17 protein-coding genes, 7 tRNA genes and 1 rRNA gene (1 of these 25 cut by a window edge) are annotated in these 22,197 nt (G+C 47.9%); all 25 read left to right on the forward strand.

Features of this window, described 5'->3' with window-relative positions; translation table 11 throughout:
• Positions 1 to 2,019: ribosomal RNA gene (locus ETP43_RS00070) — 23S ribosomal RNA — on the forward strand; it begins 875 nt to the left of the window's first position.
• A 70-nt stretch (positions 2,020 to 2,089) separates the two neighbouring features.
• Positions 2,090 to 2,163, forward strand: a tRNA-Asp gene (locus tag ETP43_RS00075).
• Between the two features lie 57 nt (positions 2,164 to 2,220).
• Positions 2,221 to 2,293 (forward strand) — tRNA-Val (locus tag ETP43_RS00080).
• A gap of 9 nt (positions 2,294 to 2,302) precedes the next feature.
• Positions 2,303 to 2,375: transfer RNA gene (locus tag ETP43_RS00085), tRNA-Thr, on the forward strand.
• A 51-nt stretch (positions 2,376 to 2,426) separates the two neighbouring features.
• Positions 2,427 to 2,508 (forward strand) — tRNA-Tyr (locus ETP43_RS00090).
• A 99-nt stretch (positions 2,509 to 2,607) separates the two neighbouring features.
• Positions 2,608 to 2,681, forward strand: a tRNA-Met gene (locus tag ETP43_RS00095).
• A 4-nt stretch (positions 2,682 to 2,685) separates the two neighbouring features.
• A tRNA-Phe gene (locus ETP43_RS00100) sits at positions 2,686 to 2,758 on the forward strand.
• Positions 2,759 to 2,761: 3 nt separating this feature from the next.
• Positions 2,762 to 2,834: transfer RNA gene (locus ETP43_RS00105), tRNA-Lys, on the forward strand.
• Between the two features lie 352 nt (positions 2,835 to 3,186).
• A complete protein-coding gene (gene acpP, locus ETP43_RS00110; protein ID WP_022398449.1) occupies positions 3,187 to 3,420 on the forward strand; it encodes an acyl carrier protein in 234 nt (77 codons plus the stop codon).
• Positions 3,421 to 3,461: 41 nt separating this feature from the next.
• Positions 3,462 to 4,385: an enoyl-[acyl-carrier-protein] reductase FabK gene (gene fabK / locus ETP43_RS00115; RefSeq protein WP_022398450.1), complete on the forward strand. Its 924-nt coding sequence runs from the start codon at positions 3,462 to 3,464 to the stop codon at positions 4,383 to 4,385.
• A 112-nt stretch (positions 4,386 to 4,497) separates the two neighbouring features.
• A complete protein-coding gene (gene fabD / locus ETP43_RS00120) occupies positions 4,498 to 5,427 on the forward strand; it encodes an ACP S-malonyltransferase (RefSeq protein ID WP_129256692.1) in 930 nt (309 codons plus the stop codon).
• 53 nt (positions 5,428 to 5,480) lie between these two features.
• On the forward strand, positions 5,481 to 6,242 hold the full coding sequence (gene fabG / locus ETP43_RS00125; RefSeq protein WP_243114135.1) for a 3-oxoacyl-[acyl-carrier-protein] reductase: 762 nt from the start codon (positions 5,481 to 5,483) through the stop codon (positions 6,240 to 6,242).
• A gap of 193 nt (positions 6,243 to 6,435) precedes the next feature.
• Positions 6,436 to 7,671 carry a beta-ketoacyl-ACP synthase II gene (gene fabF, locus ETP43_RS00130; RefSeq protein WP_129256693.1) on the forward strand — a complete coding sequence of 412 codons (1,236 nt, stop codon included), beginning with the start codon at positions 6,436 to 6,438 and terminating at the stop codon, positions 7,669 to 7,671.
• 151 nt (positions 7,672 to 7,822) lie between these two features.
• A complete protein-coding gene (gene accB, locus ETP43_RS00135; protein ID WP_129256694.1) occupies positions 7,823 to 8,290 on the forward strand; it encodes an acetyl-CoA carboxylase biotin carboxyl carrier protein in 468 nt (155 codons plus the stop codon).
• A 53-nt stretch (positions 8,291 to 8,343) separates the two neighbouring features.
• Entirely contained in the window at positions 8,344 to 8,772 is a 429-nt protein-coding gene (gene fabZ / locus ETP43_RS00140; protein WP_022171321.1) for a 3-hydroxyacyl-ACP dehydratase FabZ, read from the forward strand.
• Between the two features lie 10 nt (positions 8,773 to 8,782).
• Positions 8,783 to 10,126, forward strand: a complete 1,344-nt coding sequence (locus ETP43_RS00145; RefSeq protein WP_129256695.1) for an acetyl-CoA carboxylase biotin carboxylase subunit — start codon at positions 8,783 to 8,785, stop codon at positions 10,124 to 10,126.
• Between the two features lie 38 nt (positions 10,127 to 10,164).
• Positions 10,165 to 11,904: an acetyl-CoA carboxylase carboxyltransferase subunit alpha gene (locus ETP43_RS00150; protein WP_129256696.1), complete on the forward strand. Its 1,740-nt coding sequence runs from the start codon at positions 10,165 to 10,167 to the stop codon at positions 11,902 to 11,904.
• 8 nt (positions 11,905 to 11,912) lie between these two features.
• Positions 11,913 to 12,959, forward strand: a complete 1,047-nt coding sequence (locus ETP43_RS00155; RefSeq protein WP_129256697.1) for an NAD(P)H-dependent flavin oxidoreductase — start codon at positions 11,913 to 11,915, stop codon at positions 12,957 to 12,959.
• A gap of 286 nt (positions 12,960 to 13,245) precedes the next feature.
• The gene (rhaM, locus tag ETP43_RS00160) at positions 13,246 to 13,557 is read left to right on the forward strand and encodes an L-rhamnose mutarotase (RefSeq protein ID WP_129256698.1); all 312 of its coding nucleotides are present in this window, start codon (positions 13,246 to 13,248) and stop codon (positions 13,555 to 13,557) included.
• Between the two features lie 83 nt (positions 13,558 to 13,640).
• On the forward strand, positions 13,641 to 15,335 hold the full coding sequence (locus tag ETP43_RS00165) for a glycoside hydrolase family 5 protein (RefSeq protein WP_129256699.1): 1,695 nt from the start codon (positions 13,641 to 13,643) through the stop codon (positions 15,333 to 15,335).
• 20 nt (positions 15,336 to 15,355) lie between these two features.
• Entirely contained in the window at positions 15,356 to 17,737 is a 2,382-nt protein-coding gene (locus tag ETP43_RS00170) for a glycoside hydrolase family 2 protein (protein WP_129256700.1), read from the forward strand.
• A gap of 231 nt (positions 17,738 to 17,968) precedes the next feature.
• A complete protein-coding gene (locus ETP43_RS00175; RefSeq protein WP_243114136.1) occupies positions 17,969 to 18,973 on the forward strand; it encodes an alpha/beta fold hydrolase in 1,005 nt (334 codons plus the stop codon).
• Positions 18,974 to 18,985: 12 nt separating this feature from the next.
• Positions 18,986 to 19,255, forward strand: a complete 270-nt coding sequence (locus tag ETP43_RS00180) for a hypothetical protein (protein WP_129256701.1) — start codon at positions 18,986 to 18,988, stop codon at positions 19,253 to 19,255.
• Between the two features lie 33 nt (positions 19,256 to 19,288).
• Entirely contained in the window at positions 19,289 to 19,936 is a 648-nt protein-coding gene (locus ETP43_RS00185; protein WP_129256702.1) for a PHP domain-containing protein, read from the forward strand.
• Between the two features lie 70 nt (positions 19,937 to 20,006).
• Entirely contained in the window at positions 20,007 to 22,046 is a 2,040-nt protein-coding gene (locus tag ETP43_RS00190) for a beta-galactosidase (protein ID WP_129256703.1), read from the forward strand.
• Positions 22,047 to 22,197: the final 151 nt, after the last annotated feature.

Consider the following 22,197-nt stretch of genomic DNA (forward strand, 5'->3'; position numbering starts at 1 on the left):
CGATAGAGTCTTGCGGAGGTAGAGCACTGAATTTCCTAGGGGGCGTCAAAGCTTACCGAAGAATATCAAACTCCGAATGCCGTGTAGATGCTTATCGGGAGTCAGACTATACGAGATAAGTTGGATAGTCAAAAGGGAAAGAGCCCAGACCTCCAGCTAAGGTCCCAAAGTACGTGTTAAGTGGAAAAGGATGTGGGATTTCGAAGACAACCAGGATGTTGGCTCAGAAGCAGCCACACATTCAAAGAGTGCGTAATAGCTCACTGGTCGAGAGGTCCTGCGCCGAAAATGTCCGGGGCTGAAACACGACACCGAAGCTGAGGAATGTCTGAAGACATTGGTAGAGGAGCATTGGATACGCGACGAAGCAGTACCGGAAGGAGCTGTGGAGTGTATCGAAGAGAGAATGCCGGAATGAGTAGCGAGAGAAAGGTGAGAATCCTTTCGGCCGAATATCTAAGGTTTCCAGGGTAAAGCTGATCTGCCCTGGGTAAGTCGGGGCCTAAGGCGAGGGCGAGAGCCGTAGCCGATGGACAACAGGTTGAGATTCCTGTACTGCAGTAAGACAGAACTGTGGGGACACGTGTGGAGAGCATAGGCGCGGAATGGGAAGCCGCGTGCAAGCGAGGTAGGAGTCCTGTAGGAAAAACCGCAGGGCAATCCGAAGACGTGATGCGGACCGAAATTTAGTAGGGAAGTATGTGAGCCATGCGTCAAGAAAAGCCGCTATTGTTCTTATTGTACCCGTACCGTAAACCGACACAGGTGGATGAGGAGAGAATCCTAAGGCCGACGGAAGAAGCATTGTTAAGGAACTCGGCAAAATGACCCCGTAACTTCGGGAGAAGGGGTGCCCGTGTAACAGCGGGCCGCAGAGAATAGGCTCAAGCAACTGTTTAGCAAAAACACAGGTCTATGCAAAACCGAAAGGTGAGGTATATGGGCTGACGCCTGCCCGGTGCTGGAAGGTTAAGAGGAGAGGTTAGCGCAAGCGAAGCTTTGAATTTAAGCCCCAGTAAACGGCGGCCGTAACTATAACGGTCCTAAGGTAGCGAAATTCCTTGTCGGGTAAGTTCCGACCCGCACGAAAGGCGTAATGATTTGAGCGCTGTCTCGACAATGCATCCGGTGAAATTGAAGTACCAGTGAAGATGCTGGTTACCTGCGCCAGGACGGAAAGACCCCATGGAGCTTTACTCCAGCTTGATACTGGGATTCGGTATTGCATGTACAGGATAGGTGGGAGACTAAGAAATGGTAACGCCAGTTGCCATGGAGCCGCTGTTGGGATACCACCCTTGCAGTACTGGGTTTCTAACCAGCAGCCGTGACCCGGCTGGGGGACAATGTCAGGTGGGGAGTTTGACTGGGGCGGTCGCCTCCGAAAGGGTATCGGAGGCGCTCAAAGGTTCCCTCAGAATGGTTGGAAACCATTCGAAGAGTGCAAAGGCAGAAGGGAGCTTGACTGCGACACCGACGGGTGGAGCAGGTACGAAAGTAGGACTTAGTGATCCGGTGGTATTAAGTGGGAATGCCATCGCTCAACGGATAAAAGCTACCCTGGGGATAACAGGCTTATCACTCCCAAGAGTTCACATCGACGGAGTGGTTTGGCACCTCGATGTCGGCTCATCGCATCCTGGGGCTGTAGTAGGTCCCAAGGGTTGGGCTGTTCGCCCATTAAAGCGGTACGCGAGCTGGGTTCAGAACGTCGTGAGACAGTTCGGTCCCTATCCGGCGTGGGCGTAGGATATCTGAGAGGAGCTGTCCTTAGTACGAGAGGACCGGGATGGACGGACCGCTGGTGTACCTGTTGCAGTGCCAGCTGCATGGCAGGGTAGCCAAGTCCGGAAGGGATAAACGCTGAAGGCATCTAAGCGTGAAGCCCCCCTCAAGATGAGATATCCCATTCTATAAAAGAAGTAAGACCCCTTGAAGACGACGAGGTAGATAGGGCAGAGGTGGAAGTGCAGTAATGTATGGAGCTGACTGTTACTAATCGGTCGAGGGTTTGACCTGGAAGCGGTCAACCGCAGGAAGTAGGAAGTGGATGTTGTGTGTATGCAGTTTTGAAGGTACATGATCAGATGGCCCAGTGGCTCAGTTGGTTAGAGCGCCGCCCTGTCACGGCGGAGGTCACGGGTTCGAGTCCCGTCTGGGTCGTTCACACAGAGCATGAATGACCAGTAGTTCAAGAATTGCAAAGTGTGTAAAAATAATGGGATCTTAGCTCAGCTGGGAGAGCATCTGCCTTACAAGCAGAGGGTCACAGGTTCGAGCCCTGTAGGTCCCATTTTTTTAAGCCGATGTGGCTCAATTGGCAGAGCAGCTGATTTGTAATCAGCAGGTTATCGGTTCGAGTCCGATCATCGGCTTTGTATTGAGAAATCAATACAATATCGTACAATTGAATATGCGATATTTTTGGATGGATTCCCGAGTGGCCAAAGGGGACAGACTGTAAATCTGCTGCAAATTGCTTCGGTGGTTCGAATCCACCTCCATCCAGTTGGATAAAGGTAGTTCAGAGTTAAAATTGTTGAAATGATAGCAAAAAGGCTCGAATTCACCTCCATCCATTATCACTTTAAGTGATGTTAATTCTATCGCGGGATGGAGCAGTCTGGAAGCTCGTCGGGCTCATAACCCGAAGGTCGCAGGTTCAAATCCTGCTCCCGCAATTTCGCCCAGATAGCTCAGTTGGTAGAGCAGAGGACTGAAAATCCTCGTGTCACTGGTTCGATTCCGGTTCTGGGCATATGGGGTATTAGCTCAGTTGGTAGAGCACTTGACTTTTAATCAAGTTGTCCGGGGTTCGAATCCCCGATGCCTCATTAAATAGCCGCTTTCATGGAATGTGAAAGCGGTTTTTTGTTGCATTGGAATTAGATTTTATTATGAATATAAAAAGAAGTAGAATGATATATCATTTTACTTCTTTTTGTTATGTAAATAATGAATGAAGGGTTAAACTTATGTGATATTTTAGAAATACCTAGGCATGATATATGTTTCTTTAGTCAGTATAGCATTTTAAATGGGTATTGGGGAGAAAATATAAAATATTAGTTTGGAAATCAAAAAGATTTTATTGACAAAGTGAGAAACTTATATTATACTTTGAAAGTCAAAACATTAGAAACTTAAACTATTGAAAATAAGAAGAGCGTGTAAAGGAGAAAAAAGATGTTAGAAGAAATGAGAGAGATGATCGCAGAACAGCTGAACTGTGAGGAGAGCAGTATTACAGAAAGCACTTCTTTTAAGGATGATCTGGGGGCGGATTCGCTGGATCTGTTTGAACTGGTGATGGCACTGGAAGAGAAGTATGAGGTTGAGATCCCGTCTGAGGAACTGGCTGAGCTGACAACGGTTGGTGCAGTTATGGAATATCTGAAGAATAAAGGTGTGGAGGCGTAATCCACACTTTTTCTGAAAGCAGGGAAGGAGACAGAAAGCAGATGAAGACAAGAGTAACAGAACTTTTACAGATTGAATATCCGATAATCCAGGGCGGTATGGCATGGGTAGCGGAGCATCATCTGGCAGCTGCGGTATCAGAGGCAGGCGGATTTGGTCTGATCGGTGCGGCAAGTGCACCGCCGGAGATTGTCCGGGAAGAGATCCGGAAGGCAAAAGAGCTGACGGACAAGCCATTTGGTGTGAATATTATGCTTCTGAATCCGAATGCTGATGAAGTGGCGAAAATTGTAGTGGAGGAAGGCATTCAGGCGGTTACGACAGGTGCCGGTAATCCGGAAAAATATATGTCGATGTGGAAAGAAGCGGGCGTAAAGGTGATTCCGGTTGTCGCTTCGGTAGCGATGGCGAAGCGAATGGAACGATACGGCGCGGATGCGGTAGTGGCTGAGGGTATGGAAGCCGGTGGGCATATCGGAAATCAGACGACAATGGCACTGATTCCGCAGATCGTAGATGCGGTAAACATCCCGGTGATCGCGGCAGGTGGTATCGGAGACGGACGGGGAATCGCAGCTTCTTTTATGCTGGGTGCAGAGGGCGTGCAGATGGGAACCCGTTTTGTGGTGGCTGATGAGTCGATTGTCCACGAGAATTATAAAAACAGAATCGTGAAGGCAAAAGATATCGATTCTGTGGTAACCGGTCAGAGTACCGGTCATCCGGTGCGCTGTCTGAGAAACCAGATGACGAAAGAATATATCAAAAAAGAGCAGGAAGGCGTACCGTTCGAGGAACTGGAACGGATGACGCTGGGATCGCTTCGAAAAGCAGTGATGGACGGCGATATTTTAAACGGCACAGTGATGGCAGGACAGATCGCCGGGCTGGTAAGTAAGAGACAGAGCTGTAAGGAGATTTTGCAGGAGATTATGGGCGAGGCTGAGAAGTTGCTGCACTGTTAAAATAAGAAAAATAAAAAGTGGCGATAAAAATAACAAGTATGGAAACATAATTTTGTCGCCACAAAAATTTAAATAAATACTTTGAAAATCAAATTATAAAAAGGAGACATTCATGAGTAAAGTGGCATTTGTATTTCCGGGGCAGGGTGCACAGTATGTGGGAATGGGGAAGGATTTTTATGAGCAGATTCCGGTATCCAGGAAAGTGTATACGATTGCATCCGAAGTGACCGGGTTGAATCTTCCGGGGCTTTGTTTTAAAGAGAATGAGCAGATTGATATCACGGAATATACGCAGATCGCCATGCTGGCGACGGAGGCGGCGATGTTGGCGGCTTTACAGGAAAAGGGTGTGAAGGCGGATGTAGCTGCCGGACTGAGTCTGGGAGAGTACGGAGCCATCCTGACGGCTGGAGCGATGTCTCTGGAGGATGTTTTCCGGGTGGTAAGACAGAGAGGAATCCTGATGCAGAAAGCAGTACCGACCGGTGGAGCTATGTGTGCGGTTCTTGGAATGGATGGCGAGAAGATTGCGAAAATCTGTGAGGAGACGGAAGGGATCGTTTCAGTAGCCAATTATAACTGCCCGGGACAGATTGTGATTACTGGAGAGGAAGGGGCAGTTGCAGCTGCAGCTGAAAAGTTGAAAGAGGCGGGAGCGAGAAGATGTATCCCGTTGAAGGTCAGCGGTCCATTTCATTCGGAAATGTTAAAAGGAGCAGGGGAAAAGCTTGCGGGAGTGCTTGTGGATGTGGAACTGAAAGAATTTTCCATGCCGTATGTTACGAATGTGACGGCAGATTATGTGACAGATATTTCTGAGATTAAGGAACTGCTTGGCAGACAGGTGTATTCTTCGGTAAGATGGCAGCAGAGCGTGGAGAGGATGATCGCGGATGGTGTGGATACCTTTATCGAGATCGGGCCGGGAAGAACGCTGACGGGATTTTTGAAGAAGATTAATAAAAATGTAACGGGATTGCATATCGAAAAAGTGGAAGAGCTGGAGAAGGTTGTAAGGCTGTTGTGTGACAAGCAGTAATTTTCGCATTGATGCATGCAACGAGTTATAAGCTACGTTTACACGGAAAGGTAATGAGTACGGTGAAAGGAGCAGCGATGGAGAAAAAGGTAGCACTGGTGACAGGGGCGAGCCGGGGGATTGGGAGACAGATCAGTCTTACTCTGGCAAAAGAAGGAATGTTTGTGGTTGTCAATTACTGTGGATCGGAAGCACGGGCAAAGGGCGTGCTGGAAGAAATCCGGGAAAATGGTGGTGACGGATGTATTTATCAGTGTGATGTGGCAGATTATCAGCAGACGGAAGCAATGGCAAGGGATCTGATTAAAACGTATGGTCATGTGGATGTGCTGGTGAATAATGCGGGAATCACGAGAGATAATCTGATCCTGCGGATGAGTGAAGAGGAGTTTGATGCGGTTGTGGAGACGAATCTGAAGGGATGTTTCCATACGATCCGCCATCTGTCACGGTATTTTCTGAAGCAGAGGAGTGGAAAAATCATCAACATCGCATCGGTTTCCGGCGTGCTGGGAAATGCAGGGCAGGCAAATTATGCGGCATCGAAGGCAGGAATTATCGGGCTTACGAAGACGGTGGCGAGAGAACTGGCAAGCAGAGGGATTACAGTCAATGCGGTGGCTCCGGGATTTGTCCATACGGAGATGACGGAGGTACTTTCGGAGCAGGTGAAAGAGGCAGCAGTAGCACAGATCCCGCTGGGGAGATTTGGAGAACCGGAGGATATCGCGAATGTGGTGGCATTTCTGGCGTCTGAGAAAGCGGATTATATTACCGGGCAGGTCATCTGTGTAGATGGCGGTATGGTGATGTAAAAGCAGATAGGATGCTGCAAAGGCATACGATTGTTTACATAATATAGATGTGAACCGTTGGCAAAATAAGATAAATTATCTGGACTGACAGTATGGAGTACATATTGCTGACTGGCAGTAGTAGTTATAATGTGGCAGAAAATATGTGCCGGACAAAGCTAACGGGAAGAAAGAGAAGGACAGAGGAGCGATTATGAGACGAGTAGTTGTGACCGGAATGGGTGCTGTGACACCGATTGGGATTGGTGTGGAGGCATTCTGGGAGAATGTGAAGAAAAAGACACTGGGATTTGGTGAGATTACCCGGTTTGATACGACAGATTATAAAGTACACATTGCTGCGGAAGTGAAAGATTTTGCAGGGAAAAACTATATGGACTTTAAGGCAGCAAAGAGAATGGAGTTGTTCTGCCAGTATGCGGTGGCTGCAGCAAAAGAGGCGTTTGAACAGGCGGGACTGGATATGGAAAAAGAAGATCCGTTTCGCGTGGGATGTTCCATCGGATCGGGAATCGGAAGTCTGCAGGCAGCAGAAACAGCATGTCATAAAATTGCGGAGAAAGGACCCTCCAGAGTAAACCCACTTCTGGTTCCACTGATGATCTCCAACATGGCAGCAGGGAATGTTTCGATTCAACTGGGGCTGAAAGGAAAAAGTCTGAATGTGGTAACCGCGTGTGCAACGGGAACCCATTCCATCGGAGAGGCATATCGCAGTATCCAATGTGGAGATGCGGATGTGATGCTGGCAGGCGGTACGGAAGCAAGTATCTGCCCGGTTGGTGTGGCAGGTTTTACCGCACTGACAGCACTTTCTACGGTAGATGATCCGGAGAAGTGTTCGCTGCCATTTGACAAAAACAGAAGCGGATTTGTCATGGGAGAAGGTTCCGGCGTGGTTGTTCTGGAAGAACTGGAGCATGCGAGACAGAGAGGTGCGAAGATTCTCGCAGAAGTTGTGGGATACGGTGCAACCAGTGATGCGTATCATATTACCTCTCCGGCAGAGGACGGTTCCGGGGCTGCGAAAGCGATGGAACTGGCGCTGGAAGAAGCAGGAGTAAAAAAAGAGGAGCTGATGTATATCAATGCACATGGAACTGCGACGCATCACAACGATCTGTTCGAGACGAGAGCAATCAAAAAGCTGTTCGGAGAGCATGCGTATGAGATGAAGGTAAATTCTACAAAGTCTATGGTAGGACATTTGCTGGGCGCTGCCGGGGCTGTGGAATTTATTACCTGTGTGAAAGAAATCGAGGATGGATTTATTCATGCAACGGCGGGGTACACGACACCGGACGAGGAAATGGACTTGAATTATGTGGCAGGTGACGGTGTAGAAGAAAATCTGGAGTATGCACTTTCGAATTCACTGGGATTTGGTGGACATAATGCGAGTATTCTTGTGAAAAAATGGGACATATAAGAACCAGCGGAAGAGAATTTGTGTGGCTGTTAAAAAAATAGTGTGATGAAAAATAGAAAAATCGGTTCATGTATGAACAGACGAAAAAATGACAGAAAAGGTTGAAGAATTGTGTGTATAGTGAGAATCACAAAAAAGAGGAGAATAAGAAATGGAATTTGAAAATCTTCTGACATTGATTAAAACAGTTTCCGGGTCGGAGTTGACTTCTTTTACCATGAAAGACGGCGATCTGAAGATCTCTATGGGAAAGGAAAAACAGGTGGTCGTGGAGCAGACCGGGATGCAGGTGATGCCTGCAGTGGCAGGAAACTCAGATACAGTATCGGCCGGTTCTGGCAGTTTTAATGGGAAGCAGGAGCAGCAGGAGGAGTGCCAGCCGGAAGGAAAGACAGTAAAGGCTCCTCTGGTGGGAACCTTTTATGCGGCTTCGGCACCGGATGCGGAAGCATTTGTCAGCGTGGGTGATACAGTGAAAAAGGGACAGACTCTGGGAATCATCGAGGCGATGAAGCTGATGAATGAGATTGAGAGTGAGTACGACGGAGTGGTAAAAGAGATTCTGATTGAGAACGGACAGATGGCAGAGTATGGACAGCCTTTATTTGTTATCGGGTAATGACTGAAAATACCTGAAAACCATATGTTTGTGTGCAGGAGGTAACAGAGTTTATGTCAGTGTTAACAACAAAAGAAATCATGGATATTATCCCACACCGGCATCCGTTTCTTCTGGTGGATACCATAGAAGAACTGGTACCGGGGGTACGGGCAGCAGGAAAAAAATGTGTGACATATGATGAGTATTATTTCCGTGGACACTTTCCACAGGAGCCGGTGATGCCGGGAGTGCTGATCATCGAGGCACTGGCGCAGGTGGGTGCGGTATGTATCTTAAGCTGTGAAAAGTTCAAAGGAAAGACTGCTTATTTTGGTGGGATTAACAACTGTCGATTTAAGAAAAAGGTGGTTCCGGGGGATGTTTTGATGCTGGAGACGGAACTGATCAAACAGAAGGGACCGGTTGCGATTGCAAGAGCAACAGCTACGGTAGATGGAAAAGTGGCAGCAACGGCAGAACTTACAGTAGCCATTGGATAGGAGAACAAACATGTTTCGGAAAATATTGATTGCAAACAGAGGAGAGATCGCGGTGCGGATCATCCGTGCCTGCAGAGAGATGGGAATCGCTACGGTAGCAGTTTATTCGGAGGCAGACCGGGAAGCACTGCATACCCAGCTGGCAGATGAGGCTGTTTGTATCGGACCGGCAGCGGCGACAGACAGTTATCTGAATATGGAGCAGATTCTGAGTGCATGTATCGCAACAAAAGCGGATGCGATACATCCTGGATTTGGTTTTTTGTCAGAGAACAGCCGGTTTGTGGAAATGTGTGAAAAATGTAATATTACGTTCATCGGACCGACTGCGGAGATGATGGACAAGATGGGAAATAAATCGCAGGCAAGGTTGACAATGATAGAAGCCGGTGTTCCGGTGGTTCCGGGAACAAAAGAACCGGTCTATGACGCAAAACGGGGAGCAGCTATGGCAGAAGACATAGGATACCCGGTGATGATCAAGGCATCTTTCGGAGGCGGTGGAAAAGGGATGCGGATTGCCTTCGGACCGGACGACTTTGAGGAGAACTTTCAGGTAGCCCAGTTAGAGTCAGTACGTGGATTCGGAGATAACACCATGTATATCGAAAAATATGTACAGGAACCGAGACATATAGAGTTTCAGATCATGGCAGATAAGTTTGGAAATGTTGTGCAGTTCGGAGAACGGGACTGTTCGATCCAGAGAAATCATCAGAAGATGATCGAAGAATCTCCCAGTGTGGCACTGACACCGGAACTTCGCAGACGGATGGGTGATGCGGCAGTGCGTGCAGCAAAGGCTGTACATTACGAAAGTGCCGGTACCATTGAATTTTTACTGGATAAGGATAAAAATTTTTATTTTATGGAAATGAATACACGGATCCAGGTGGAACATCCGGTGACAGAAATGGTTTCCGGCGTGGATCTGATGAAAGAGATGATCCGGGTGGCAGCAGGGGAACCACTCTCAGTAAAACAGGAAGATATTCACCTGCAGGGACATGCGATGGAATGCAGAATCAATGCAGAGGATCCTGCTCATCATTTTCGGCCGTGTCCGGGAGTCATCGAAGCAATCCATCTGCCTGGTGGAAATGGTGTACGGATCGATACGGCAGCCTATAACGGGTATGAGATTCCGCCATTTTATGATTCTATGATAGCGAAAGTAATTGTGCATGGAAGAACCAGACAGGAGGCCATCGATAAGATGCGCAGTACGCTGGGAGAACTGATCATAGATGGTGTGACAACCAACGTGGATTTTCAGTATGAGATATTAGATAATGAGGATTTTCAGGCGGGAGAGATCACAACGGATTTTATCCCGATGCATTTTAATCTGTAGGACAGAAAACCTGTCCGGGCAGACAGGAGGTTTTAACTATGGCGAAATTAAAACATATGTTTAAAAAGACGGCAGTTCTGTTCCGGGACAGAGAAGACAGGAATCAGGAAAAAAAAGAGCCATCGGCACCGGAAGGATTGTGGCTTAAGTGTCCGAAATGCGGAGAAGTAGTATACCGGGATGATGTAAAAGCACATGGATATGTATGCCCGAAGTGCGAGGGATATTTCCGGATCGGAACCAGAACCAGGATCCGCATGGTTGCAGACACAGGAACATTTCAGGAGTGGTTTACCGATCTGGAAACGGAAAATCCGCTGGAATATCCGGGATATGAAGAAAAGATTGCAAATCTGCATGAGAAGACAAAACTTCATGAAGCAGTTACTGTGGGAAAATGCATGGTGAATGGTCTGGAGACAGTACTTGGTGTCTGCGATGCCCGTTTCCTGATGGGAAGCATGGGGTATGTCGTAGGTGAAAAAATTACGAGAGCTTTTGAACGGGCGACGGAAGAAAAACTGCCGGTGGTACTGTTTACCAGTTCCGGTGGAGCCAGGATGCAGGAGGGAATCGTATCTCTGATGCAGATGGCAAAAACCTCTGCGGCGATCCGGAAACACAGTGAAGCAGGTCTTTTTTATCTTCCTGTACTGACCGATCCGACTACCGGCGGGGTGACGGCAAGTTTTGCGATGCTTGGAGATGTGATCCTGGCAGAACCGGGGGCACTGATCGGATTTGCAGGACCGAGAGTGATCGCGCAGACCATCGGACAGAAACTGCCGGAGGGATTTCAGAGGGCAGAATTCCTGGTGGAAAAGGGAATCATCGATGGTGTGGTGGAAAGGCAGGAATTGAAGGAGACTGTGTGGAAACTTTTGAAGATTCATCAGGATTCCATGCAATATATCCACTATGGGAAGACACAAAATGTGGAAAACTTCCCGGAAATCAGGAGCAGTCGTGGAAAAGCAGGGACAGACGGAAAAAGTGAGCTGACGGCGTGGGAGCGTGTGGAAATTTCGAGAAGTAAGGAGCGTCCAACGACGCTTTCGTATGTGCAGCAGATCTTTGATGAATTCCTGGAACTTCACGGTGACCGGGCGTTTCGGGATGACGGAGCGGTGATCGGTGGAATCGCGATGTTTAGTGGTCAGCCGGTGACGGTGATCGGGCAGCAGAAGGGAAAGAATGTGAAGGAAAATATTTACCGCAACTTCGGTATGGCTTCCCCGGAAGGTTACCGGAAGGCGCTTCGTCTGATGAAACAGGCGGAAAAATTCGGACGGCCGGTGGTTACGTTTGTGGATACGCCGGGAGCCGCCTGTGGGATCGAGGCAGAAGAACGCGGACAGGGCGAGGCAATTGCCAGAAATCTGCTGGAAATGTCAGGGATCCGGACGCCGATGGTCAGTATTCTGATCGGAGAAGGCGGCAGCGGCGGCGCACTGGGACTGGCAGTGACGGATGAAGTCTGGATGATGGAAAATGCAACGTATTCCATCCTGTCGCCGGAGGGATTTGCCTCGATTCTGTGGAAAGACGGGAAACGGGCAAAAGAGGCTTCGGAAGTGATGAAGATCACGGCGAAAGATCTGAAAAATCTGCGGATCATCGAAAGAGTGATCCGGGAGCCGGAACCGGCGAATGAGGAGAATCTACCGGAGATTGCAGAAGAGATCCGGGAAGATCTGGATGGATTTTTGCGAAAAAGCAGTCAGAAGACGAGAGAAGAGATTGTGGAAGAACGGTACGAAAGATTTCGCCGGATGTAGGAGAGAAAATGAAAGCGTTAAAAATAGGAGAACTTACAGCCAGAATCCCTGTGATCCAGGGTGGGATGGGTGTCGGCATCAGTCTTTCCGGGCTGGCGGGAAGTGTAGCAGCCTGCGGTGGCGTGGGTGTGATTTCCACGGCGCAGATCGGGTATCGGGATCCGGAATTTGAAAAGGATCCGATCGGTACGAATCTGCGGGTGATCGGGGAAGAGATCCGAAAAGCCAGAGCGATTGCAAAGGGTGGAATCCTGGGTGTGAATATCATGGTGGCGACGAGGCAGTATGCGGAGTATGTAAAAGCTGCTGTGAAATCCGGGATTGACCTGATTATTTCCGGTGCGGGACTTCCGATGGATCTGCCGAAACTGGTTGCGGGAAGTAAGACGAAGATTGCACCGATCGTATCCACGGTGAAGGCGGCGAGAGTGATCTGCCGCTTTTGGGATCATCATTACCAGCGGATGCCGGATCTTGTGGTGATCGAAGGACCGAAAGCCGGAGGACATCTTGGATTTTCCAGAAAGCAGCTGGAGGAATTTACCCCGGTAACCTATGATCAGGAGATCAGGGGAATTCTTGCCGAAGTGAAAAAATATGCGGACAAGTATGGAAAAGAGATTCCGGTGGTTGTGGCAGGAGGGATCTTTACCAGAGAAGATATGCTTCATGCAATGGAACTGGGAGCCGACGGCGTACAGATGGGAACCCGGTTTGTGACAACCTGGGAATGTGATGCCTCCGAGGCGTATAAACAGACCTATCTGCATGCAAAGAAAGAAGATATTGTGATCGTGGACAGCCCGGTAGGAATGCCGGGACGGGCGATACGAAACCGGTTTTTGGAGGAAAAAGAAAGCAGGCGAGAGTCAATTAAAAAATGCTATCAGTGTATCGCTACCTGTAATCCGGCGAACACACCATACTGTATCACCAGAGCGCTGGTGCATGCAGCAAAGGGTGAGACGGATGATGCACTGCTGTTTTGCGGGGAAAACGCATGGCGGTGTGAGAAAATGGAAAATGTGGCGGATATTATGGCAGAATTTGCCTGAAAGAAAAAATAAAGAAATATAAATGCAGTAAGACGTGTGGAAAAGAAAAAGATTTTCCACGCGTCTTTTTTCTCGTTGTATTGCATATCAACAGTTGGTCCGGTGAACCAATTTTGATTGCGTGCATGATATAAGAATCATGGATCGGACAGGTCAGAAAAATATTAAAAAAGTATGTAAAATTCTGAAAAAACAGAAATCTCATTGCCGGAAATCTGGAAAAAGAATATAATAAAAGGCAGAATACAGGGGAAATATATGGGGTATTTATCATGGAGGTGCAGTAATGATCAAAGGGTTTAAGATGAAATTGTTTCCGGGAATGGAAGCAGAGTACGAGAGACGGCATAACTTGTTATGGACGGAGATGAAGGAAATGATTCACGAACACGGGGGTAAGAATTATACGATTTTTCTGGACAGGGAGACGCTGACATTGTTTGGTTATATTGAGATTGAAGATGAGGCGCTCTGGGCGAAAGGCGCGGACACGGCGATCAACCGGAAATGGTGGGATTATATGGCGGATATCATGGAGACAAACCGGGATAACAGCCCGGTGAGCGTGGATCTGAAGACGGTGTTTCATCTGGATTAGTACAAAGGACAGATGCAGGAGAGAACAGCCGAAGCGGAAAGAAACGGCGTTGGCTGTAAAAATTAGAAAACAGAGGAATAAGAATGAATAAATTTTCAAGAGACAGAGTAAAAGGTTTTCTTCATACGGACGGAAGACGGATGGTAAACGGAGATGGAAAAACCGTTGTTTTGCGTGGCTGGGGCATGGGAAACTGGATGAATCCGGAAGGATTTATGATCGGTGGTGTGCCGTTGTTTGTGGAAAATGCGGATTTTAACGATTTTGCCCTGCCGAGACGGTTTGAGCGCGGAAGAACGATGGAGACAACGGTTCGGGAACTTTGCGGAAGCTGGTATGCCAGAGATTACTGGATCCGTTGGGCGAAAAATTATGTGACAGAGGAAGATATCCGGTTGATGGCAGAGATGGGATATAATTCGGTACGTCTGCCGATCAGTTCCAGACTGTTTTTGGCGGAAGAGCCGGAGATTATCTGGGTGGAAGAAGGATTTGCCATTCTGGATCAGGTGCTGGATTGGTGCGAAAAATATAAGATTTACGCGATCCTGGACATGCATGGAGCACCGGGCGGACAGTCAGCGCTGGCATGTGATGATGGACTGGATAACCGGCCACATATGTTTACGGAGCCGGAGAGCAGGGAGCGTGCGATCCTTTTGTGGGAAGAATTTGCCAGACGGTATGCCGACCGGTGGATCGTGGGTGGATATGATCTGATCAATGAGCCGCTTTCCGGTCCGGACTGCGCGTATCTGATTCCGGAACTGGGGAAATTTTATGATGAACTGATTCCAAGGATCCGAAAATACGATAAAAACCATATGCTGACGCTGGAGGGCGCGGTATTTTCGATGGATATGGATATTTTTGATCATGAATATGATCCGGAGTGCCATAACTGGTGCATGCATACGCATTTTTATCATTTTTCACCGGAGGTAAGGGATCTGTACCGTTTTCTGGATTCCTCGGTGCGGTGCAATGTGCCGATCTGGATCGGAGAGGGTGGCAGTGAACCGGTGGATAACAGTATTTACTATGAGATTGCGGCGACCTTTGATATCGGATACTCAATCTGGACCTGGAAATCCGCGGACGATCCGAAAGGAGAAGGCTCCGGTGTGGTAAGATATCAACTGCCGAAGGACTGGGAACCGGTGCGTGCCTATATCCGAAACGGAGGTCCGAGACCGTCTTACCGGGAATCTCAGAAAATCATGGATGAGATGCTGGAAAATATCCGAATGGAACATTGTTCTGTGTGGTGGGAGAAGAATTATTATAATCTTCGCCAGCCCGGTATTACGCTTCCGGCAGTCGGATTTGATGAGGGAAGCGAGAAGGCAAATGGATGGAGATTTGGCAATCCATTTGGCTACCGGACAGAAACAGGGATGAAAATGGTACTGAAACCGGGTGTAAAACCGCCGAAACATGTGGTGGTTCCTACGAGAGAGGAGATCCGTCCGTCAAATCCGCTTACTGATCTGTGTCTGGAACTGCGGGCAGGAGAACAGGCTTCATATACGATCCGTGATGTGGAAAAGACCTGTAACGTAACCGCAAAGCTACGCTCAGTGGACGGACAGGAAGGCAGAGTGAAAATACTCTGTACGTCACTGGATGGAAATGTGCAGGAACGGGAACTTATGGTGAAGGGAACAGAGACAGCCGGATATGAGCTGGCAGTGCTGGAAGCAGGCGCCGAATGGGTGATAACGGTTGTTATGGAAGCCGGAAGCATGCAGATGGATGAGATTACATTTGCGAGATAACAGATAGGAGGGCAAAAAGTATGCAACGTATTGGGTTAGACAAAAACTGGGATTTTTATGAGAGTGATGAGAGCATGAGCTTCGTATTTGCCACACCGCCGAGTCAGAAGGTGGATCTGCCGCATGATTTTATCGTGGGAAAACCGAGAAGTGCAGATGCACCGGGTGGACCGGCAAACGGATATTTCGGAAACGGGGAAGGTGTGTATAAGAAGACGCTGGATATCCCGAAAGAGTGGGAAGGAAAGAAGGTCATTCTGGATATCGACGGGGCGTACATGAATCTGGAAGTGCTGTTGAATACGACATTGCTTGCGATGCATCCAAACGGCTATATTCCGTTCCAGGTGGATCTGACACCGGCGCTTCGTTTTGACGGGAAGAAAAACAAACTGAAACTGATCACCCAGAGCAGACAGCCGTCAACCCGTTGGTACAGTGGCGGCGGACTCTACCGTGATGTATGCCTGTGGGTGGGAGGTCCGATCTGTGTGGAGCCGTGGAATGTGTTCGTGACCACACCGGAAATTGGTGAAAAAGAAGCGGTGGTAAATGTGGATACCGTGATCACCGGAACCGATATCGAAGAGACCGTGGACTATCGGTGTGAAATCCTGGACGCCGGTGGAAAAGTTGTCGGAAAAGTGGAGAAAACCATGCAGGTATGTGGAAAACAGAAGGAGAATGTACAGGTGACTGTGGAAAATCCTTCGCTTTGGGATCTGGAGCATCCGTATCTGTATACCTACCGTATTACCGTCAGCAAAGACGGAGAAGTTACGGATCAGGCGGAAGATACTTTTGGTATCCGAAAGATTGAAGTGGATGCGGTCAACGGATTCCGGCTGAATGGAAAGAAGATGAACCTGAAGGGCGGCTGTATCCATCACGATAACGGATTCCTTGGTGCGTGCGCATACCCGAAAGCGGAAGAGAGAAAGATTCAGGTTCTGAAAAAAGCCGGCTACAATACTGTCCGCATCAGTCATTATCCGCCGTCCATGGCGATGTTAAAGGTATGTGACCGCGTCGGTATGCTTCTGATGGATGAGGCATTTGATGTGTGGCGGCTTGGCAAGATGCCGTTGGACTATCATCTTTATTTTGAAGAGTGGTGGGCGAGAGATATCGAATACATGGTACGCCGTGACCGGAATCACCCGTGTGTGATCACATACTCGATCGGAAATGAGATCACAGAGCGTGATGGTGGAAACGACGGAGCAGAGTGGTCGAGAAAACTGGCTGCAAAGGTTCGTGAATTTGACAGCACCCGTTTTGTGACTTCTGCAATCTGCGGCGTATTTCCGGAGCCGGAAGTGGAAGATGATGAGGAGGACAGCGCCGGAACCAACTTTGACCTGAACCTGATGCAGGATAATTCGGTGTGGAATAAGGCAACAGAAAATTACTGTAAACCGCTGGATATTGTGGGATATAACTATCTGAGAGATGTTTATGAGGAGAGCCATGAACTGTTCCCGGAACGTGTGATGATCGGAACGGAGACACATTCATTTACCACTTACGATTATTGGAAAAAAGTAGAGGAACTGCCGTATGTGATCGGTGACTGCATCTGGGCAGCTGTGGATTATATGGGTGAAGTCGGTGTCGGTAAGGTATACTGGGAAAATGCACATGAGGACTTTAATTTTATGGCACCATACCCGTGGAGAACATCCTGGCAGTCGGATATTGATCTGACCGGAGAACAGCGACCGCAGTCGGTGTATCGTGAGATCATGTGGGGAAATACGAAGAAGTCCGGTATTTACACCACGCATCCGAAACACTTCGGAGAGAACTTCCGGGGAACAGACTGGCATTGGTATGATGTCAATGACTGCTGGTGTTTTGCGGATGAATGGCTTGGAAGACCGGTGAAAGTGGATGTATACGGAGCAGGAGATGAGGCGGAATTCATTCTGAACGGAAAGAGCCTGGGAAGAAAACCGATCGAGAAACTGATGGCTTCCATGGACATTCCTTATGAACCGGGAATTCTGGAAGGGATTGTCTATAAAGATGGAGCAGAGATTAGCAGAAGTACACTGGTGACACCAGAAGAGGCAGCAGTACTGGAACTGATTCCGGAAGAAAAAAGCTTTGTGGCAGACGGCAAGGATCTGGCTTATGTCAGGGCAACTCTGAAAGATGCAGACGGAAACCGTCTGACGCAGGATGAACGGGAGATTCAGGTAGAGACAGACGGTGTAGGAACCTTCCTGGCAGTGGGAAGCGGCAATCCATGCACGGAAGACCAGATCACAGATACCAAGTGTCATCTGTATCGCGGAACCGCAATTGTGATCCTGAAGAGCAAAGAGGCAGGAGAGACGAAGATTACGGTGAAAGCGGACGGCGTTGCGGCTGGAAGCTGTGTGGTAGAGGCAAAATAAGAAGCAAGGTTTGCTTGATACAGGCATAAAATAGTAGTTTTTGATTACGGAAAAATGCGACTAATCTAAAATCAGATATTAGGTTAGTCGTATTTTTGTTCTGATAAAAGTTACATAAAAACGGGATTTGTATAAGTACATAACGAGGGTTGAGGGACAACGTTTTGGTATGGACAGATCTGTGAATTCTATTATAATAGATTTTATAGAACAGCAGTCGGGAGGAATAGCGTGGAGAGATTAATTTTAAGTGAGCAGGGTTACCGGGAGCAGATGGAAAATGTTGTGGAACCGTATCTGGATATCCGCAAGTCCGTGCTGTGGCCGGAACGGGAAGAGGGGAAGAAAATCTACTGTGAGCGGTATCTGGCGGATAGTCCGAAGGGTGTGGTGATGATTTCCCATGGATTTACGGAAACTGCGGAAAAATATAAAGAAGTGATCTATTATTTTGTAAAAAAACAGTATCATGTGTATCTGCCGGAATATTGTGGGCATGGAAGAAGTTATCGGTTGATACCGGAGAGTTCGCTGGTGCATGTGGACGATTATCAGCGGTATGTAGATGATTTTCTGTATGTGGCAAAGATGGCAACAAAAGAAAATCCGGGACTTCCGGTATTTTTATATGGACATTCCATGGGTGGAGGTCTGGCGGCAGCGGAGGCAGCGCAGGAGCCGGAACTTTTCAGGAAAGTGGTGCTTTCCTCCCCGATGATTCGTCCGGATACCGGAAATATCCCGTGGCCGGTGGCAAAACAGATCGCTTTCGGTGCGTGCCAGCAGGGAAAAGGAGCGGAATATGTAGTCGGACAACACCCGTATGAGGGACGGGAAAACTTCGAAAACAGTTCTTCCACCTGCAAGGTGCGTTTTGAATATTATCAGGATAAAAAAGAGAAGGAACCGTTGTTTCAGACAAACGGAGCGTCCTACAGCTGGCTGTATCAGGCGGGACGGCTGAACCGGTACTTGCAGCGGAAGGCGTGGAAGAAGATTCAGGCTCCGGTGCTGATCTTCCAGTCGGCGGAGGACCATCTGGTGTCAAAACCGGAACAGGTGCGGTTTGTAGTAAAACTTGCCAGACGGGGACTGACCTCGGGAACCATGATCATCGTGCCGGGAACGAAACATGAGATCTACGGATCCGGAAGCCGGATCCTGCGGGGGTACTGGAAACGGATTTTTGCGTTTCTGGAAGAACCGCAGGTGGAAAAGAATGGTTCGGGAAAATAATAAAGATACAGGATGCTCATGTTGATCGTTGTGATCCTGGGACTGGCAATATTATACGCAGGTCTTCGAACACATTACAGCGTGGGAATTTCTCAGATCTGGATTGCCGGGATCCTGTTCTGGCTGTCGTTTCTGGGATTGATTACGACAATATCCGACAATTTATTTTGGGATGCAGACACCGGAATTTTTCTTGCGGTAATGGTTTGGTTCGAATCTATCATCTGGATGGTGATTCTTGGAATCAGGGTGATTGTGCTGAAGATAAAGAACCGGCGATAACAGGTTATAAAAAACAGAAAGGAAAATAAAAGTATGAGATTAGAGATGCATGCACATGACTGTGAAGTCAGCCCGTGTGCAGTGATTAAAGCAAAGGAACTGGTAGACGGATATAAAGAGGCCGGATATGACGGAATCGTGATCACCAATCATTTTGACAAGGGGATCATGCACCTGTGGGGTGAGACGACAGAGGAGCATTATCAGACTTATCTTCGCGGGTATGAGCTGGCAAAAGAAGAGGGAGAACGTGTAGGTCTGAGGGTGATCCTCGGTATGGAGATCCGTCTGGAATGCGGACCGGAGGATTATCTGGTATACGGCGTGACAAAGGATTTTATCCGGGAGCATATGGACATCTGTGGCTGCAGTCTGCAGGAATTATATGAGATCTGTGAGGAAAATGGATGTGTCCTGATACAGGCTCACCCTTTCCGGGAATACTGTCAGATACAGAATCCGAAGTATCTGCATGGTGTGGAGAGAAACTTTAATTCCGGACATGACAACCATAATGAAAAACTGGACGCATGGCTGAAGGAACCGGGAAGAGAGCACCTGATCATAACCCGGGGAAGCGACTGCCATGAGATTCCTCAGGTGGGACTGGTAGATTTTGTGATAGATGAGGATGTGAAAAACAGCACGGAACTGGTACAGGTGTTAAAGAAGCTTGTATGAAAACCATAGCGGAGCAAGATAAAAATTCTGTTAATGTAAATAGTATACATATATAAAGGAGAAGAACACGATGGAGATTATAAATGGCGAAAGACTGGTATTGGGGACTTGTTATTATCCGGAACACTGGGACGAAAGCCTCTGGCGAGATGATCTGAGAAGAATGCTGGAAAATGGTATCGAAGTGATACGAATCGCAGAATTCGCATGGAGTAAGATCGAACGGTATGAAGGTGTATTCAACTATGATTTCTTTGACAGATTTCTGGATGTAGCTGCTGATATGGGTATGAAAGTGATCTTTTGTACCCCGACGGCTACACCGCCGGCCTGGCTGACTGAGAAATATCCGGAAGTTCTGAATGCAAACATGGACGGTGTTCTGTACCGCCATGGCGGAAGAAGACATTACAACTACAACTCTCCGAAATATCAGGAACTGACCAGAATTATTGTGGAAAAATCTGCATCTCATTATGCAAAACATCCGGCAATCATCGGATGGCAGATTGATAATGAGCTTAACTGTGAGAAAAATGAGTTCTATTCTGAGAGTGATACCATCGCTTTCCGCAAATTTCTGATGGAAAAATACGGAAGTATTGATGCACTGAACGAAGCATGGGGAACGAACTTCTGGAATCAGACATACAACAGCTTTGAGGAAGTGTATGTGCCGAGAACCACTCTGAGCAACAACACCAACCCTCATGAAGTATTGGATTATACCAGATTCGTATCTGACAGCGCATGCAGATTCGCAAAAATGCAGAGCGATATCATCCGCAAATACATCAAACCGGGTGATTTTATCACCACCAACGGTCTGTTCGGCAACCTGGACAACCAGAGAATGACAAACGAGAGTCTGGATTTCATCACATATGATTCTTATCCGAACTTTGCTTATTGTCTGGATGCGTACAACAAGGATAACTTCCTGAAAGACCGTATGTGGAGCCGTAACCTGTCTGAGGTTCGTGCGGTATCCAAAAACTTCGGTATCATGGAACAGCAGTCCGGAGCCAACGGATGGAATACCGGTATGGCAGCTCCGACTCCGAAGCCTGGACAGATGACCCTGTGGACCATGCAGAGTGTGGCACATGGTGCAGACTATGTCAGCTATTTCCGCTGGAGAACCTGTACTTACGGTACTGAGATTTACTGGCATGGTATCCTGGATTATTCGGGAAGAGACAACCGGAGACTGGCAGAAGTCAAATCGGTTCATGAGAAATTCCAGAAACTGTCTGAGATTGCAGGCTCCAAGTATGAAGCAAAAGTTGGTTTCCTGAAAGACTATGACAACGCATGGGACAGCCAGCTGGATGTATGGCATGAAAAAGTAGAGTGGAAGAGCCAGCTTGGCATCTTCGAAGCTGCACAGAGAACCCATACACCGATGGATTATATCTATCTGCGCGACGATGTAACCGCAGAAGACCTGAAACCATATAGCGTACTGTTCTACCCGCATCCGGTACTGATCTCAGAGGAGAGAAAAGTCGTACTGGAAGAGTATGTAAAGAATGGCGGCTGCCTAGTTCTGGGCTGCAGAAGCGGATACAAAGATATGTACGGCCGTTGTGTTATGGACAAACTGCCGGGCAAGTTTGCCGAGATGAGTGGTGTGGATATTCCGGAATACACACTGGTATCCCCGGACAACAAAGATATCGTGATCGACTGGGATGGCACGAAGCTGGAAGCTGCTGTATTTAACGATCAGCTGGTAGCAGTGGGTGAACATGCAGAAGTTCTTGGAAGATATGAGAACTGTTATTATGCAGGAGAACCTGGACTGATTAAGAATACTTACGGAGAAGGAACCGTATATTACTTCGGCGCAGCATTCTCAGAGAAAACAGCAGAAGTATTCCTGGAGAAACTGGGTGTGAAAGATCCACACAACGCAAAACTGGAGATCCCGGAAACCTGCGAACTGGCTGTAAGAAAGAAAGACGATACCGAGTATTGCTTCGTTCTGAACTACAAAGACGCAGAAGCCGAGATCCATGTCAAAGAAGAGATGACGGATCTGTATACAGGGGAGAAAGTGAGCGGTACAGTTGTGCTGAAACCGTTTGAGGTCAGAGTGTTGAAATAAGGGTGTGAAAAGAGGCGGTGGAAAGAAATCCATCGCCTCTTGAAAAATAAGATAGACAAAAAAATCAGCAGGTGTTAAGATAACTGCAAAGCATACGATTTCCATTCATTGAGAAATTCAATTATCATTTCTAAAAACATATCTTGATTTC

Origin of the sequence: Blautia faecicola (assembly GCF_004123145.1) — a bacterium.
Classification (GTDB): Bacteria; Bacillota; Clostridia; order Lachnospirales; family Lachnospiraceae; genus Oliverpabstia; species Oliverpabstia faecicola.